Source organism: Streptomyces sp. NPDC002779 (genome assembly GCF_042888685.1).
Taxonomy (GTDB): domain Bacteria; phylum Actinomycetota; class Actinomycetes; order Streptomycetales; family Streptomycetaceae; genus Streptomyces.
The window spans coordinates 19501-34820 of sequence record NZ_JBIAQC010000015.1 but is presented as its reverse complement, the minus strand read 5'-3'; the positions used below and the strand labels follow the sequence as shown (position 1 = coordinate 34820).

12 protein-coding genes are annotated in these 15320 nt (G+C 72.3%); 5 read left to right on the top strand and 7 right to left on the bottom strand.

The genetic code is table 11. From position 1 onward, the window contains the following. Window positions 1-62: 62 nt before the first annotated feature. Genes ACFYW5_RS31380 through ACFYW5_RS31370 form a run of 3 tightly spaced genes read right to left on the bottom strand, consistent with a single transcriptional unit; the run spans window position 63 to window position 3936 of the window. Window positions 63-2459, bottom strand: a complete 2397-nt coding sequence (locus ACFYW5_RS31380; protein WP_389420502.1) for a xanthine dehydrogenase family protein molybdopterin-binding subunit — start codon at window positions 2457-2459, stop codon at window positions 63-65. A 2-nt stretch (window positions 2460-2461) separates the two neighbouring features. Then, on the bottom strand, window positions 2462-3046 hold the full coding sequence (locus ACFYW5_RS31375) for a (2Fe-2S)-binding protein (RefSeq protein ID WP_389420501.1): 585 nt from the start codon (window positions 3044-3046) through the stop codon (window positions 2462-2464). Beyond that, window positions 3046-3936, bottom strand: a complete 891-nt coding sequence (locus ACFYW5_RS31370; protein ID WP_389420500.1) for an FAD binding domain-containing protein — start codon at window positions 3934-3936, stop codon at window positions 3046-3048. The genes ACFYW5_RS31375 and ACFYW5_RS31370 overlap by 1 nt, the downstream gene beginning before the upstream one ends. 387 nt (window positions 3937-4323) lie before the next feature. Here ACFYW5_RS31370 and ACFYW5_RS31365 point away from each other — a divergent pair, with 387 nt between their 5' ends. Continuing rightward, complete coding sequence (locus ACFYW5_RS31365; protein WP_389420499.1) at window positions 4324-5997, top strand: PucR family transcriptional regulator; 1674 nt, start codon at window positions 4324-4326, stop codon at window positions 5995-5997. Between the two features lie 156 nt (window positions 5998-6153). Beyond that, window positions 6154-6924 carry a hypothetical protein gene (locus tag ACFYW5_RS31360; protein ID WP_389420498.1) on the top strand — a complete coding sequence of 257 codons (771 nt, stop codon included), beginning with the start codon at window positions 6154-6156 and terminating at the stop codon, window positions 6922-6924. A 308-nt stretch (window positions 6925-7232) separates the two neighbouring features. Here ACFYW5_RS31360 and ACFYW5_RS31355 read toward each other — a convergent pair whose 3' ends face one another. Further along, complete coding sequence (locus ACFYW5_RS31355; RefSeq protein WP_389420497.1) at window positions 7233-8018, bottom strand: GntR family transcriptional regulator; 786 nt, start codon at window positions 8016-8018, stop codon at window positions 7233-7235. 155 nt (window positions 8019-8173) lie between these two features. On the opposite strand from ACFYW5_RS31355, the gene ACFYW5_RS31350 reads away from it, so the two are divergent. Then, window positions 8174-9022, top strand: coding sequence for a (2Fe-2S)-binding protein (locus ACFYW5_RS31350; protein ID WP_389420496.1), 849 nt, complete (start codon window positions 8174-8176; stop codon window positions 9020-9022). Between the two features lie 301 nt (window positions 9023-9323). Beyond that, the gene (locus ACFYW5_RS31345) at window positions 9324-10376 is read left to right on the top strand and encodes a DUF2637 domain-containing protein (protein ID WP_389420495.1); all 1053 of its coding nucleotides are present in this window, start codon (window positions 9324-9326) and stop codon (window positions 10374-10376) included. 80 nt (window positions 10377-10456) lie between these two features. Here ACFYW5_RS31345 and ACFYW5_RS31340 read toward each other — a convergent pair whose 3' ends face one another. Then, window positions 10457-10840, bottom strand: coding sequence for an ATP-binding protein (locus tag ACFYW5_RS31340; protein ID WP_389420599.1), 384 nt, complete (start codon window positions 10838-10840; stop codon window positions 10457-10459). A 314-nt stretch (window positions 10841-11154) separates the two neighbouring features. Next, window positions 11155-11772, bottom strand: a complete 618-nt coding sequence (locus ACFYW5_RS31335; protein ID WP_389420494.1) for a hypothetical protein — start codon at window positions 11770-11772, stop codon at window positions 11155-11157. 191 nt (window positions 11773-11963) lie between these two features. Between ACFYW5_RS31335 and ACFYW5_RS31330 the strand changes: the two genes are divergently transcribed. Beyond that, window positions 11964-13541: a helix-turn-helix domain-containing protein gene (locus ACFYW5_RS31330; protein WP_389420493.1), complete on the top strand. Its 1578-nt coding sequence runs from the start codon at window positions 11964-11966 to the stop codon at window positions 13539-13541. On the opposite strand, the gene ACFYW5_RS31325 is transcribed toward ACFYW5_RS31330, so the two are convergent. After that, on the bottom strand, window positions 13538-15280 hold the full coding sequence (locus ACFYW5_RS31325) for a pyruvate dehydrogenase (protein WP_389420492.1): 1743 nt from the start codon (window positions 15278-15280) through the stop codon (window positions 13538-13540). The genes ACFYW5_RS31330 and ACFYW5_RS31325 overlap by 4 nt on opposite strands. Window positions 15281-15320 lie beyond the last annotated feature (40 nt).

The window sequence follows — 15320 nt, the reverse complement described above, 5'->3', positions numbered from 1 at the left end:
TCCGGGCGGCGCGGCGAAGTGTGACGTTCCCGGCGCCGCCCGGAGAGACTTGCGGTGTGTGCCTACGCCGTACCGGTGAGGTGCTCCGGACGGACCGGCGTGCGGTTGAGCTCCAGCCCGGTCGCCGCGCGGATGGCCGCGAGCACGGCCGGCGTGGACGACAGGGTGGGGGCCTCGCCGATGCCGCGCAGCCCGTACGGGGCGTGGTCGTCGGCGAGTTCGAGCACATCGACCGGGATGATCGGCGTGTCGAGGATCGTGGGGAGCAGGTAGTCCGTGAAGGACGGGTTCCTGACCTTCGCGGTGACGGGATCGACGACGATCTCCTCCATCACCGCGATGCCCATGCCCTGCAGCGTGCCGCCCTGGATCTGGCCGAGGACGGACAGCGGGTTGAGGGCCTTGCCGACGTCCTGGGCGCAGGCCAGCTCGATCACCTTGACCAGGCCCAGCTCGGTGTCCACCTCGACGACCGCGCGGTGCGCGGCGAAGGAGTACTGGACGTGGCCGTTGCCCTGGCCGGTGCGCAGGTCGAAGGGCTCGGTCGGACGGTGCCGCCACTCGGCCTCCACCTCGACGGACTCCCCTTCGAGGACGTCCGCCAGGTCGGCGAGGACCTCGCCGCCGTCGGTGACGACCTTGCCGCCCTCCAGCAGCAGCTCGGCGGTGGCCCAGGCGGGGTGGTAGGAGCCGAACTTGCGGCGCCCGATCTGCAGGACCTTCTCCCGGACGAGCTCGCAGGAGTTCTTCACGGCGCCGCCGGTGACGTACGTCTGACGCGACGCGGAGGTCGAACCGGCGCTGCCCACCTGGGTGTCGGCGGGGTGGATGGTGACCTGGGTGACGCCCAGTTCGGTGCGGGCGATCTGTGCGTGGACGGTGACTCCGCCCTGGCCGACCTCCGCCATCGCGGTGTGCACGGTCGCGACCGGCTCGCCGCCCACGACCTCCATGCGCACCTTGGCGGTGGAGTAGTCGTCGAAGCCCTCGGAGAAGCCGACGTTCTTGATGCCGACCGCGTAGCCGACACCGCGGACGACGCCTTCGCCGTGCGTGGTGTTGGACAGGCCGCCCGGCAGCTGCCGTACGTCCGCGCCTTCGCTGGACTCCCACTGGCGTTCCGGCGGCATGGGCATCGCCTTGACGCGGCGCAGCAGTTCGGCGACCGGGGCCGGGGAGTCGACGGGCTGGCCCGTCGGCATGAGCGTGCCCTGCTCCATGGCGTTGAGCTGCCGGAACTCCACCGGGTCCATGCCGAGCTTCGCCGCCAGCTTGTCCATCTGCGCCTCGTAGGCGAAGCACGCCTGGACCGCGCCGAAGCCGCGCATGGCGCCGCAGGGCGGGTTGTTGGTGTAGAGGGCGACGGCCTCGATGTCCACGTCGTCGATCACGTACGGGCCGACGGACAGGGAGGAGGCGTTGCCGACGACCGCCGGGGAGGCCGACGCGTAGGCGCCGCCGTCCAGGACGATCCGGCACTTCATGTGCGTGAGCTTGCCGTCCTTGGTGGCGCCGTGCTCGTAGCTGAGCTTCGCCGGGTGGCGGTGGACGTGCCCGAAGAAGGACTCGAAGCGGTTGTAGACGATCTTGACCGGCTTGCCGGTGCGCAGCGCCAGCAGACAGGCGTGGATCTGCATCGACAGGTCCTCACGCCCGCCGAACGCGCCGCCGACGCCGGCCAGCGTCATCCGCACCTTCTCCTCGGGCAGGCCGAGGACGGGGGCGATCTGGCGCAGGTCGGAGTGGAGCCACTGGGTGGCGATGTAGAGGTGGACGCCGCCGTCCTCCTCCGGCACCGCGAGACCGGACTCGGGGCCGAGGAAGGCCTGGTCCTGCATGCCGAAGGTGTACTCGCCCCGGACGATGACATCGGCCCGCTTCGCGGCCTCGTCGGCGTTGCCGCGGACGATCGGCTGGCGGTGCACGATGTTCGGGTGCGGGACATGGCCGCTGTGGTGGTCGTCGCGGCCCTCGTGGACCAGGATCGCGTCCGGCGCGGTCGCGGAGGCCTCGTCGGTGATGACCGGCAGGTCGCGGTACTCGACGTGGATCTTCGCGGCGGCGCGGCGCGCGGTCTCCGGGTGGTCGGCGGCGACGATCGCCACCGGCTCGCCGTGGTGACGCACCTTGCCGTGGGCGAGGACCGGGGTGTCCTGGATCTCCAGGCCGTAGTTCTTCACGTCGGTCGGCAGGTCGTCGTAGGTCATGACGGCGTACACGCCCGGCATGGCGAGGGCCTGGCTCGTGTCGATGGACACGATCTCGGCGTGGGCGACCGTGGAGCGCAGGATCTGGCCCCAGAGCATGTCCTCGTGCCACATGTCGGACGAGTACGCGAACTCGCCGGTGACCTTGAGGGTGCCGTCCGGGCGGAGCGTGGACTCGCCGATGCCGCCCTTGGTCGGGGAGCCCTGGGTGACCTTGGTGGGAGCACCAAGGGGAGCGCCGTTGCTGGGCATCGTCAGACCGCCTCTCCCTGCCGGGCGGCCGCGAGGCGGACCGCGTCCATGATCTTCTCGTAGCCCGTGCAGCGGCACAGGTTGCCCGAGAGCGCCTCACGGATGTCCGCGTCGCTCGGGTTGGGGTTGCGCTCCAGCATCTCGTCGGCCGCGACCAGCAGACCCGGGGTGCAGAAGCCGCACTGGACGGCGCCGGCGTCGATGAACGCCTGCTGGATCGGGGAGAGTTCGGTGCCCTCGCCGGTGTGCGAGTCCTGGCCCTTGGCCTGCCAGCCCTTGGCCTCGTCGACCGAGGTGCCACAGGCACCGGTGGCGCAGCCGCCGTGCTCGGCGCGCTGCTTGGCGAAGTCCGCGAGCCCCTCGACGGTCACGACCTCCCGGCCCTCGGCCTGACCGGCGGCGACCAGACACGCACACACCGGGACGCCGTCCAGGCGGACCGTGCAGGAGCCGCACTCGCCCTGCTCACAGGCGTTCTTGGAACCGGGCAGGCCCAGCCGCTCGCGCAGGACGTAGAGCAGGGACTCGCCCTCCCACACGTCGTCGGCTTCCTGCGGACGTCCGTTGACAGTGAAGTTGACACGCATCAGGCGACTCCCTCCGTGCGGGCGGCGGTGCCGCGGTAGGACTCCCAGGTCCAGGTCAGCGTGCGGCGGGCCATGATGCCGACCGCGTGGCGGCGGTAGCTCGCCGTGCCCCGGACGTCGTCGATCGGGTTGCAGGCGGCGGCGCACAGGTCCGCGAACTGCTTGGCGACCGACGGGGTGATGATCTTGCCGTTGTCCCAGAAGCCGCCCTCTTCCAGCGCGGCGTTCAGGAACTCCTCGGCGGCCTTGGCCCGCACCGGCGTGGGCGCGGCCGAGCCGATGCCGGTCCGGACGGTCCGCGTCCGCGGGTGCAGCGCGAGCCCGAAGGCGCACACCGCGATGACCATGGCGTTGCGCGTGCCCACCTTGGAGTACTGCTGGGGCCCGTCCGCCTTCTGGATGTGCACCGCGCGGATCAGCTCGTCCGGCGCGAGCGCGTTGCGCTTCACTCCGGTGTAGAACGCGTCGATCGGGATCCGGCGGCTTCCGCGCACCGACTCGACCTCGACCTCGGCGCCCGCCGCGAGGAGCGCGGGGTGGGCGTCGCCGGCCGGGGAGGCGGTGCCGAGGTTGCCGCCGACGCCGCCGCGGTTGCGGATCTGCGGGGAGGCGACCGTGTGCGAGGCGAGGGCGAGACCCGGCAGCTCGGCGCGGAGGTTCTCCATGATCCTCGTGTACGGGACGGAGGCGCCGAGCCGTACGCTCTCCTCGCCGACCTCCCATTCGTAGAGGTCGCCGATGCGAGTGAGGTCGAGGAGGTACTCGGGCCGGCGGTGGTCGAAGTTGATCTCGACCATCACATCGGTGCCACCCGCAATCGGCACAGCGGTGGGGTGCGCTGCCTTCGCGGCGAGCGCCTCCTCCCAGCTGGCGGGGCGAAGGAAGTCCATGACCGGCTCTCTTCTTCGTCTCAGTGCTCTTGGAAGTCGTACAGATTGAGCCAATCCGTGTGCGGCGGGCGCGGCTCGTTCACGTGCTGTTAACGCGGAGTGGTGTCAGTACACCGCCCCGTCCTCCCACGGGGTCAGTCACGGAAACCATGAAGGAGTTGGCTGGCCAGGGTGGTCATCTTGTAGATTCGTATGAACGGAGGTCATCAGCAACCTCCTGGTTTTCCTCTGGAAACGTGAGGCACACACCACGTGACCTGGCACACAGCCGAATCGTGACCCCTGACCCGGCGTGTGTCACCCACCGGCCCGCCGGACGGGCCCGAGACCTCACCCCTCCACCCAGATCCATCGTAGATTTCGAGACAAGGAACGGCGGCGACGAGAATGCGGCTGCGCGCACTGCTGGACACCGACGCGCTGGGCCTCAGGCTGCTCGGCGGCGAAGAGGAACTCGACCGCACCGTCCGTGGCGTGATGACCACGGACCTGCGGGACCCCAGCCGCTACCTGTCGGGCGGTGAGCTGGTCCTCACCGGCCTGGCCTGGCGCCGGGACGCCGACGACTCGGAGCCGTTCGTGCGGATCCTCGCGCAGGCGGGGGTGGCCGCCCTCGCGGCCGGGGAGGCCGAGCTCGGCGATGTGCCCGAGGACCTGGTGACGGCCTGCGCCCGGCACCGGCTGCCGCTGTTCGGCGTGCACGAGTCGGTGGCCTTCGCGACGATCACCGAGCATGTCGTACGGCAGGTCTCCGGGGAGCGGGCCGGGGACCTCGCGGCGGTCGTGGACCGGCACCGGCGCATGATGACCTCGGGGCCCGCGGGGGGCGGTCCGGACGTCGTCCTGGACCTGCTGGGGTCGGACCTGGACCTGCGCGCCTGGGTGCTGTCCCCCACCGGACGGCTGATCGCCGGGTCGAAGGTGGGCGGCCCGGTCCTGGCCGCCGACCTGTGCGCCAAGCTCGCCGCCGAGCACCTGGCCGCCGCCCGCACCGGCCGGCGCGGCCCGCACCGGATCGTGCTGGACTCCACTCCGTACTCCCTGTTCCCGGTCCGCAGCACCGGCCGCTCCCCGCAGGCCTCGCGGGACGTGCGCGAGACGGTGCTGTCGGACTGGCTGCTGGCCGTGGAGGCGGACGCCGGGGACTGGCCCGAGGAGCGGCTGGACCTGCTCCAGGGGGTCACCCAGCTGATCGCCGTCGAGCGGGACCGCCGGGACGCGGCCCGCACGGTGCGCCGCCGGCTGGCGCAGGAGGTCCTGGAGCTGGTCCAGACGGGCGCCGCGCCCGCCGAGATCGCGGCCCGGCTGAGGGTGGCCGCACCGGTGCTGCTGCCCGGGCTGGGCGCGGCCCCGCACTGGCAGGTCGTGGTGGCCCGGGTGGAGTGGGAGGGCGGTGCGGTGGAGGGCGGCCCGGTGGCCCAGTCGCTGCTGGAGGAGATCCTGGTCGACCCGCTGACCACCGGTCCGGAGCCCTCCGACCGCATCGCGGTGGCACACACGGGCGACGAGGCGATCGCGCTGGTCCCGCTGCCCGCCGTCTCCTCCGAGCACGACGGCTCCGAGACGGGCCTGCTCGCCGACCAGCTCCTGGAGTCGGTCCGTGACCCGCTCTCGGCGGGCCTCGACGACGACGGCCGGGTCACGCTCGGCGTCAGCGCGGCGGTGCACTCCGCCGAGGGGCTGCGCGGGGCGCTGGAGGAGGCGCGGCACGCCCGCCGGGTCGCGGCCGCGCGGCCGGGGCGGGTGTGCGCGGCGGGGCATCAGGAGCTGGCCTCGCACGTGCTGCTGCTGCCGTTCGTCCCGGACGACGTGCGGCGCGCCTTCACCGCGCGCCTGCTGGATCCGCTGCGGGACTACGACCGCCGGCACCGCGCCGAGCTGATCCCGACGCTGGAGGCGTTCCTGGACTGCGACGGCTCCTGGACGCGGTGCGCGACCCGGCTGCACCTCCACGTCAACACACTGCGCTACCGGGTGGGGCGAATCGAGCAGTTGACGAGCCGGGACCTGTCCCGGCTGGAGGACAAGCTCGATTTCTTCCTGGCGCTGCGGATGAGCTGAGGTGGCGCGGGCATACCCCTGGTGGGGTCGCGGTCCCACGACTTTGTGAAATCCTTCACCTACCCTCTTGGCCTGCGTGGGCCGCAGATGCTGAAATGCGGCCACCACTCAAAGCTCAAGGGCGTGCTCGGGGAGGGCAACGTGGCGCATACCGCCATGTCTGGTAACGGAACGACCGCCGGTGACGATCCACTCCAGACCGCGGTATGGCGCTTGCGCTCGCGGGCCTGCTGGGCCGACGCGGCGGCCCTGCTGCGGCCCGAGACCCCGGCGGCCGCGCTGCAACGGGCGTCGCTGCTGGTGGAGCGGTGTCTGTACACCGAGCAGGGCTGGGAGGACGCGGAGGACGCGCTGCGTACGGCAGAGGCCGCGGCGCACACCGACGAGGAGCGCGGGGCGGCCGCTTGTGAACGGGGGCACCTTGCCTACGCCGCCACACTGCACACGGTCCGGGACCGGGCGGACGAGGCGCGGGCGGCGCTGGGGCGGGCGGCGGCACTGATCCCGCCGGGGGCGCCGGGCCGGGCGCTGCTGGACTTCCGGCGGGGTCTGCTGGCGGAGAACCTGGCGCACTCGCCGCAGGCGGCGCGGGCGGCCTACCGCCGGGCGCACGCGGCGGCGACGGCCCACCCGGATCCACTCCTGCTGTCGTTCACCTGGCGCCATCTGGCCGGACTCGCCCTGCGTGAGGGCGAGTTGGCGGAGGCGCGGCACGGCTTCGCCGAATCCCTGCGGATCCGCGAGGAGTTGGGCTACCTGGTGGGCACGGCCCCCGCGCTGGCCTCACTGGCGGACACCGAGCCCGAACCGGAAGCCTCCCGCCTCCGCGAGGAGGCCCGCCGCCTGTTCCGCCTCCTGGGCGGCGTACCGACCTGGCTCGCCCGCCACTTGACGACCCCACCGACGACGGACGCGGCAACGGCCTGACACGTCCGGCAGATCAACGCGCCCAGCAGCGCCGCCCGTTCGGCCGCGACGGCGGGCAGGCCGACGCGGGCGCGGAACACCGGCGGCGGCGCGATGCCGGGCGGCTACGAGGCCCCGGCGATGGGCTCGCCGGAAGGGCCGGGGCACTTCACGCACCGGGCAGCGCCGCCCGTTCGGCCGCGACTGCGGTCACGGCGGGGCGGGCGGCGATGCCGGGACGCCCGGGGGCGCCTACGAGCCCTCCGCGGAGTGCTCGCCCAGCAGGGCCCTGGCCATGCACGCGCCCACCAGCACCGGCCGTGGCCGGGCTACGAGGTCGCCGTGAAGTGTTCGGCTGTCAGGGTTCGCACCGTGTCCAGGTCTCGGGCGATCAGCGCGTCCAGCAGGGCCGTGTGTTCGGCCGCGTCGGTGATCAGGTCGACGCGGCCTCGGCCGGACTGGGGGCCGACCAGGGGCCACTGGGCGCGGCGGTGCAACTCCCCGGCGATGTGGACGAGTTGCTCGTTCCCGGACAGGGACAGCACCGCCGCGTGGAAGGCGCGGTCCGATTCGGCGTACGTCGCCCGGCAGCCGCTGGAGGCGGCCCGTACCGTCGCCTCCGCGAGCGGGCGCAGGCCGGCCCAGCGTTCGGGCGGGACCGTGCGGGCCAGCCGGAGCAGCACCGGGACCTCGATCAGGGCGCGCACCTCGGCCAGTTCAACCAGCTCCCGGGCGCCGCGCTCGACCACCCGGAAGCCCCGGTTGGGCACGACCTCCACGGCCCCTTCCAGGGCCAGTTGCTGCATCGCCTCACGGACCGGCGTGGCGGAGACACCGAACCGCTCGCCCAGCGCGGGGGCCGAGTACACCTGTCCCGGCGTCAACTCCCCCGCCATCAGCGCCCGGCGCAGCGCGTCGAGGATCTGCCCGCGCACCGAGGACCGCTGCACGACCGCCCGAGGGCGCGGCAGCAAAGGCTCGCTGTGGGTGTGTTCGCCCCGCGCCACGTCCGCGGCGCCGGGCTGGACGGGCACCCGGGCCTCGCCCCGGACCCGCGCGATCCCCGGCGTCCCCGCGGCCCGCGCCTCGGCGGAGCCCTGCGCACCCTGGTTCACGGGCTCCTCCTGCGGACGTGTCGGTCTTGGGGTCATTACGGCGGGTTGTTACTCATCCGTCAAGCACCATAAGCGCACCGGCCGCCAGTTCAAATCCAAGCGATCTTGGGTAAGGTAAGGCTTACCTGAAAACCGCACTGAATCGGGAGTCCCGGATGCCTGTGCCCCGTTCGGCCACCACGGACGCGTACACGCGGCTCACCGAGGTCCTCCCGTCACTCCGGGTGACCGAACTGGACACCGCGGACCCCACCCCGACCGGCTCCGGCTGGGTCACCGCCGCCGAGCTGGCCGCCGGGGGCGCCCCCCTCGACGCCTTCCTGGCCTGGGACGACGAGCAGGTCTGGCGCGACTACGCACAGCGGGCCCGCCCTGACGTCACCGCCGGCTTCGGACTGCACCGCTACGCCTGGCCCGCCTGCCTGCTGATCACCGTCCCCTGGTTCCTGCACCGCCGCGTCCCCCGCCTGCCCGTGACGCATGTCTCCTACGACCGCACCACCCCCGACTTCCCCATCGGCCGGATGGCGGTCCGCCCGACCGCCGGCTTCGCCTGTCTGCCCAGCGACCCGGCGGCCGGTCTCCCGGGCGCCCGGGTGGTCCCCCACGAGGAGGCCCTGCGCGCCGAGGTCCGCACCGCCGTGGCCGAGCACCTCGAACCCGTCCTCGCCGGCTTCGGCCCGCGCATGCGCCGCCGCGGCCGCGCCCTGTGGGGCATGGCGACCGACGAGATCGTCGAGAGCCTGTGGTACGTCGGACAGCTCCTCGGCGAGGAGGAGCGCGCCATGCGGGAGCTGGAGCTGCTGCTGCCGGGCTCGACCAAGCCGTACGCCGGTTCCGCCGCCTTCCGCGTGCTGACCGGGCCGGACGGGAAGCCGCTGTCCACCCGGGACCGGGTGAGCTGCTGCATGTTCTACACCCTGCACCCCGAGGACACCTGCGCCACCTGCCCGCGCACCTGCGACACCGAGCGCGTCAGCAGGCTGCTGGCCACGGCGAGTTGACCCGGCGCGGGGCACGAGCACCCCGCCGGTTCCCGTAAGATCAACCCCGCGGACCGCCCGCGGGGTTTCAGGTGTTTCACAACTTCCTCACTCGTCGCAGGAACTTTCCGTGGAACCACCCGTGCGGGTAGTCTTATTCGAACTCAACTCCCGCCCCTCACGCGGCAGTTCGAGCAGAACGCCGCCCTGGGCATCCCCTTGCACTTCCTTGGCGGCCTCTTGCCCCGAAACCCCCTGAGGGCCGGTGGGATTGGGCCACTATGGCGGGCGTTACGCCCTATCCCAATGCAAGGGACCCCAGATGAGACTGACCGACATATCGCTGAACTGGTTGCTTCCGGGCGCCGTACTGCTCCTGGGCACGCTGGCGGCGATGGCGGTGCTCACGCGCGGAAAGCGCTCCTCGGGGAAGGACACGAGTGCGGACGACTCGTGGGAGCGCAGCGAAGAGCGCCGCAGGCGCAAGGAGGCCATATACGGCACCGTCTCCTATGTGCTCCTGTTCTGCTGTGCCGCGGTGGCCGCGGCGCTCTCCTTCCACGGCCTGGTCGGATTCGGCGAGGAGAACCTCGGCCTCACCGGCGGCTGGCAGTACCTGGTCCCGTTCGGCCTGGACGGAGCCGCGATGTTCTGCTCCGTGCTGGCGGTGCGCGAGGCGAGCCACGGTGACGCGGCTCTCGGCTCCCGGATACTCGTATGGACGTTCGCGTTCGCCGCGGCCTGGTTCAACTGGGTGCACGCGCCCCGGGGGGTCGGCCATGACGGCGCCCCGCACTTCTTCGCGGGCATGTCCCTGTCCGCGGCGGTGCTCTTCGACCGGGCGCTGAAGCAGACCCGCCGGGCCGCCCTGCGCGAGCAGGGCCTGGTGCCGAGGCCGCTGCCGCAGATCCGCATGGTCCGCTGGCTGCGGGCGCCCCGGGAGACCTACAGGGCCTGGTCCCTGATGCTCCTGGAGGGTGTGCGCAGCCTGGACGAGGCGGTCGAGGAGGTGCGCGAGGACAAGCTGAAGAAGGACGAGCAGCGCAGGCGGCGCCGCGAGGCGCAGCGCGTGGAGCGTGCCCAGCTCAAGGCCATCAGCCGCGGCCACCGCGGGTTCGTCGGCCGGGGCGGCGGACGCCAGGTGGAGGTGGAGGTCCAGGCCGTGGAGCGCGGCGGCTCCGACCGGGTCACCGCGGAGCCTGCCATATCGTCGCCGGAGCAGCTGCCCGTACGCTCGCGTCCCTCACTTCAGCCCGCCCGCACCGGTTCTGAGCCGGTGACCGTCGACCTCACCGCGGAGGACGACACCATGGCCCTGCCGCGGCTGGACTCCCTGGAGCGCAAGCTCAAGGAGATGGAGCAGCAGTTCGGCTGAAAACCGCTCTCCTCGGACGAGCCACGGGAGGGGGTACGGCGTCAGGTCGTACCCCCTCCCGTCGTCGTGCGGGCCGCCGTTCAGGCGGCCTCCGCGTCGAGCTCGAACCACACCGCCTTGCCCACGCCGTGCGGTCGCACGCCCCACGCGTCCGCGAGGGACTCCACCAGCGCCAAGCCCCTGCCGTGCGTACCGTCGTCGGCGTCCGGTACGCACACCCTGGGCCGGTGCGCCACGAAGTCCCGTACCTCCACCCGCAGTCCACACGGTCCCAGAGTGGCGGTCAGGACCGCGTCATGGTCGGTGTGGACGAGTGCGTTGGTGACGAGTTCGCTGGTCAGCAGCTCCGCTATCTCCGATCGTCCCGGCCTGCCCCAGTGCCGCAGCAGCTCGCGCAGTTCCCTGCGCGTCTCGGGCACCGCCCTGAGGTCGGCGCGCCCCAGTCTGCGGCTGAGCCGGCACATCGGTGCCGGTTCCCCGCCGCCGTCGCCCTTGTCCTGAGCCGTGTCCGTCGGGAAGGCCCCGATCGCTACGGGACCGCCCCCTCGTACCTGCCTCTTCATGACCCCCCGCCCGCGTGCCGATGTGGTTCCCTCCTGCTCGAACACGTTCACGGGATCCATGCCCCGTCGGGCCCGGGGCAGTCATGTCGAATCGTCAACGACCAGGCGTTCGGCCACAAAGGGGGCGGCACGCGAGCGGCGGTACGGGGTGCGTGGGCCGCCCTCCCGACCCCCGTGGCGAGAGGGCGGCCCGGTTCCCCCCGGCGCCACCGCGGTCAGTACAGCTTGTTGACCGCCTTGGTGGTGGTCTTCTTGAAGGCGGACACCGGAGCGTCCGAGAAGTCGCCCAGCTGCGACCAGTCCACGACGGTGACGGTCCGGCCGTCCCGGCCGACGGAGAGCAGCCGGATGTCGGTGGCGCCCCAGGTGGTCTCGGTGTGCAGACCGTGCACGCGGGCGCCCTCCTCGACCGGCAGCGAGCCGTAGGACTTGTACGTGGCCTCGATCTCGGGGTCGGCCTCGATCCGTTCGGCGCAGGCCTTGAACTCCTTGTTCAGGCTGCTCGCCAGCGCCTTGGCCTTGGCGGCGGTGCCGACGACGATCGTCAGCTGCCGGGCGCTGGTGTCGAGGTCGGTGTGGAAGGGGCGGTACCGGGAGTCGTAGGCGAGCAGCGCCTCCTCCAGGCAGAACCGCATCTCGTCCGGGACTCCGTCGGTGACCTTGCCGGCGGTCCAGGTCGCGGAGGGGTGCGGCGGGAGCTGGGAAGCGGACAGGAAGCGGGGCGCGCTCGCCGTCTTCGACGCGGCTCCCGCGGGTACGGTGAGGGCCGCGCCGACGGTGAGGCCGGCGACGGCGAGTACGGTGATGGCGCCTGCTCGGGTGCGCTTGGGCATGAGTGTCCCCCCGTGGGTGAGTATGGGTGCGGGTCGTCGTCACCGCGCCGCCGGCTGGTCGGTCCGGCCGTCGTCGGTGCGACACCTCGAGCATCAGCGGTCACAGGCCCCGGAGGCAACAGGGGACGCGGCTTTCCCCGGGGTGGAACCATCCCAGGCCGTCTGACGTGCAGGTACATGGGGTGCCTGGGATGCCGTCCCGGGCGGGAGAACACGGGGGAAGGGTGTCGGCACAGGACGACGTCGAGGAGTTCGCCGCACTGCTGCGGCGGTTCAAGGAGCGGACCGATCGCAGTTACGGCTCGCTGGCCCGTCGGCTGGGCATGAACACCTCCACACTGCACCGCTACTGCGCCGGTGAGGCGGTCCCCCAGGACTTCGCCCCGGTGGAGCGCTTCGCCGCACTGTGCGGGGCGTCGGCGGAGGAGCGGATGGAGTTGCACCGGCGCTGGCTGCTCGCGGTGGCGGCCCGGCAGCGGCCCCGGGGCACGGCGGCACCGCAGACTCCTGCGGAGCAGGCACCCGTGAACGCGACACCCGACCCGGCGCCCGAGGACCCGACTCCGGAACCGGCGCGCGAGAAGGGCACGCTCGACCCGGCGCCCATGAACCCGACGTCCGCCCCGGCACCCGAGAACCCGACTCCGGAAGCGGCCCCCGAGCACGCGACACCCGGCCCGGCGCCCATGAACCCGACGTCCGCCCCGGCACCCGAGAACCCGACTCCGGAAGCGGCCCCCGAGCACGCGACACCCGGCCCGGCGCCCATGAACCCGACGTCAGACGCGACGTCCACCCCGGCGCCCGACGACGCGACTGAGGAACCGGCGCCCGTCCCGTCGGGCCGTCCCTGGTACCGCCGTCGGCGGAGCGCGGTCGCCGCGGCCGTGGTCTCGGTGCTCCTCGTCACCCTGGGCACCCTCTCCGCGCTGGAGACCGGCCCGGACTCCACCGTGAGCGACCGGCCCCAGGGCGCGGGCAAGCCCCGTACGACCGCACCCGCCACGACGTCGAAGAGCCCGTCCCCCAGGTCCCCGAGCCCCTCGGCCACCGGCGCCTCCCCCTCCGGATCTCCGACGGTGAAGCCCTCGCGGCCCGCCGCGGAGAAGAGCAGCGGCGCACCCTCCGCGCAGGGCGAGCCGAAGGAGGGTGTGCCGCTCACCTGGACCGCGGACTCGCACGTCTGGTCGGAGGGGTGCGGGCACGACTACGTCATCGGCGAGCCGCCCGCGCGGGTGCCGCCGCCGCCCGCCCCGCAGGACGCCAGGGTGTGGGCCGGGGCGCAGGGCGCGGTGCACGGGCGGGAGACCATGGTGCGGATCTCGGTGCAGGGGCGGACGTCCACGGCGGTGATCCTGGAGGCCCTGCGGGTCCGGGTGACCGGCCGCGCGGCGCCCGTCGAGGGCAACGCCTACGCCATGGACCAGGGCTGCGGCGGGGCGCTGACCCCGCGTTACTTCGACGTCGACCTGGACCAGGACCGGCCGATCGCCCGCCCGGTGGACGGCAATGACGCGGGTACCACGATCCCGGCGATGCGCCTGCCCTACCGGGTCTCCGCCGAGGACCCCGAGGTCCTGCTCGTCACCACCCGTACCGAGGGCTGCGACTGCCGCTGGTACCTGGAACTCGACTGGTCCTCCCAGGGCCGCACCGGCACCATCCGCATCGACGACCGCGGCACCCCGCTGCGCACGACGGGCATCAAGGGCCTGCCCCGGTACGCGTACGACACCTCGGCGCGCGAGTGGGGGCCGTACGCCCCCTAAGGCCGGGGCACGTTGCGGAGGTTGGAGCGGGCCATCTGAAGCATGCGGCCCACTCCGCCGTCCAGGACGATCTTGGAGGCGGACAGGGCGAAGCCGGTGACCATGTCGGCCTTGATCTTCGGCGGGATGGACAGGGCGTTGGGGTCGGTGACGATGTCGACGAGGGCCGGGCCCTTGTGCCTGAAGGCGTCCTTGAGGGCGCCCGCGAGCTGCTTGGGCTTCTCCACGCGTACGCCGTAGGCGCCGCAGGCCTGGGCGACGGCCGCGAAGTCGGGGTTCTTGTTCGTGGTGCCGTACGACGGGAGCCCGGCGACCAGCATCTCCAACTCGACCATGCCGAGCGAGGAGTTGTTGAACAGGACCACCTTCACCGGCAGGTCGTACTGGACCAGCGTGAGGAAGTCGCCCATCAGCATGGAGAATCCGCCGTCGCCGGACATCGACACCACCTGGCGGCGGCGGTCGGTGAACTGGGCGCCGATCGCCATGGGCAGCGCGTTCGCCATCGAGCCGTGGGAGAAGGAGCCGATGACCCGGCGGCGGCCGTTCGGGGTGAGGTAGCGGGCGGCCCAGACGTTGCACATGCCGGTGTCGACCGTGAACACCGCGTCGTCGGCGGCGATCTCGTCCAGCACCGCGGCCACGTACTCCGGGTGGATCGGGACGTGCTTGTCCACCTTCCGGGTGTACGCCTTGACGACCCCCTCCAGCGCGTCGGCGTGCTTCTTGAGCATCTTGTCGAGGAAGCGCCGGTTCTTCTTGGTCCGCACCCGCGGGATCAGGCAGCGCAGGGTCTCGCGCACGTCGCCCCACACCGCGAGGTCCAACTTGCTCCGGCGGCCGAGGTGTTCGGGCCGGACGTCGACCTGGGCGATCTTGACGTCGTCGGGCAGGAAGGCGTTGTACGGGAAGTCGGTGCCGAGCAGGATCAGCAGATCGCACTCGTGGGTGGCCTCATAGGCGGCGCCGTAGCCGAGGAGTCCGCTCATGCCGACGTCGAACTTGTTGTCGTACTGGATCCATTCCTTGCCCCGCAGGGCGTGTCCCACCGGGGACTTGATCTTCTCGGCGAACTCCATGACCTCCGCGTGCGCGCCCGCCGTGCCGCTGCCGCAGAACAGGGTGACCTTGTCGGCAGCGTCGATCAGCCGGACCAGCTTGTCGATCTCCTCGTCGCCTGGGCGGACCGTGGGCCGGGTGGTGACCAGGGCCGTCTCGACCGCCTTGTCGGGGGCGGGCCGGTCGGCGATGTCGCCGGGCAGGGAGACCACGCTGACGCCGGAGCGGCCGACCGCGTGCTGGATGGCGGTCTGGAGCAGCCGGGGCATCTGCTGCGGGCTGGAGATCATCTCGCTGTAGTGGCTGCATTCGCGGAACAGCCGGTCCGGGTGGGTCTCCTGGAAGTAGCCGAGGCCGATCTCGCTGGAGGGGATGTGCGAGGCGAGGGCGAGGACGGGGGCCATGGAGCGGTGGGCGTCGTAGAGGCCGTTGATCAGGTGCAGGTTGCCGGGGCCGCAGGAGCCCGCGCAGGCGGTCAGCTTCCCGGTGATCTGGGCCTCCGCCCCGGCGGCGAAGGCGGCGGTCTCCTCGTGCCGTACATGCACCCAGTCGATGCCGGAGTTGCGGCGTACGGCGTCCACGACGGGGTTGAGGCTGTCGCCGACCACGCCGTACAGGCGCTCGACCCCGGCGCGGACGAGGATGTCGACGAACTGCTCCGCGACGTTCTGCTTGGCCATGGCTGCGCATACCCCTTCGAATCGCCTGCTCCGGGTTCCA

Bases quoted from the DNA above. Each gene is read 5' to 3' on its own strand.
- ACFYW5_RS31360 (WP_389420498.1), top strand. From the start codon at position 6,154: ATGTCTGGTAACGGAACGACCGCCGGTGACGATCCACTCCAGACCGCG.
- ACFYW5_RS31345 (WP_389420495.1), top strand. From the start codon at position 9,324: ATGAGACTGACCGACATATCGCTGAACTGGTTGCTTCCGGGCGCCGTA.
- ACFYW5_RS31330 (WP_389420493.1), top strand. From the start codon at position 11,964: ATGCCGTCCCGGGCGGGAGAACACGGGGGAAGGGTGTCGGCACAGGAC.
- ACFYW5_RS31365 (WP_389420499.1), top strand. From the start codon at position 4,324: ATGCGGCTGCGCGCACTGCTGGACACCGACGCGCTGGGCCTCAGGCTG.
- ACFYW5_RS31340 (WP_389420599.1), bottom strand. From the start codon at position 10,840: ATGTGCCGGCTCAGCCGCAGACTGGGGCGCGCCGACCTCAGGGCGGTG.
- ACFYW5_RS31370 (WP_389420500.1), bottom strand. From the start codon at position 3,936: ATGGACTTCCTTCGCCCCGCCAGCTGGGAGGAGGCGCTCGCCGCGAAG.
- ACFYW5_RS31350 (WP_389420496.1), top strand. From the start codon at position 8,174: ATGCCTGTGCCCCGTTCGGCCACCACGGACGCGTACACGCGGCTCACC.
- ACFYW5_RS31325 (WP_389420492.1), bottom strand. From the start codon at position 15,280: ATGGCCAAGCAGAACGTCGCGGAGCAGTTCGTCGACATCCTCGTCCGC.
- ACFYW5_RS31380 (WP_389420502.1), bottom strand. From the start codon at position 2,459: ATGCCCAGCAACGGCGCTCCCCTTGGTGCTCCCACCAAGGTCACCCAG.
- ACFYW5_RS31375 (WP_389420501.1), bottom strand. From the start codon at position 3,046: ATGCGTGTCAACTTCACTGTCAACGGACGTCCGCAGGAAGCCGACGAC.
- ACFYW5_RS31335 (WP_389420494.1), bottom strand. From the start codon at position 11,772: ATGCCCAAGCGCACCCGAGCAGGCGCCATCACCGTACTCGCCGTCGCC.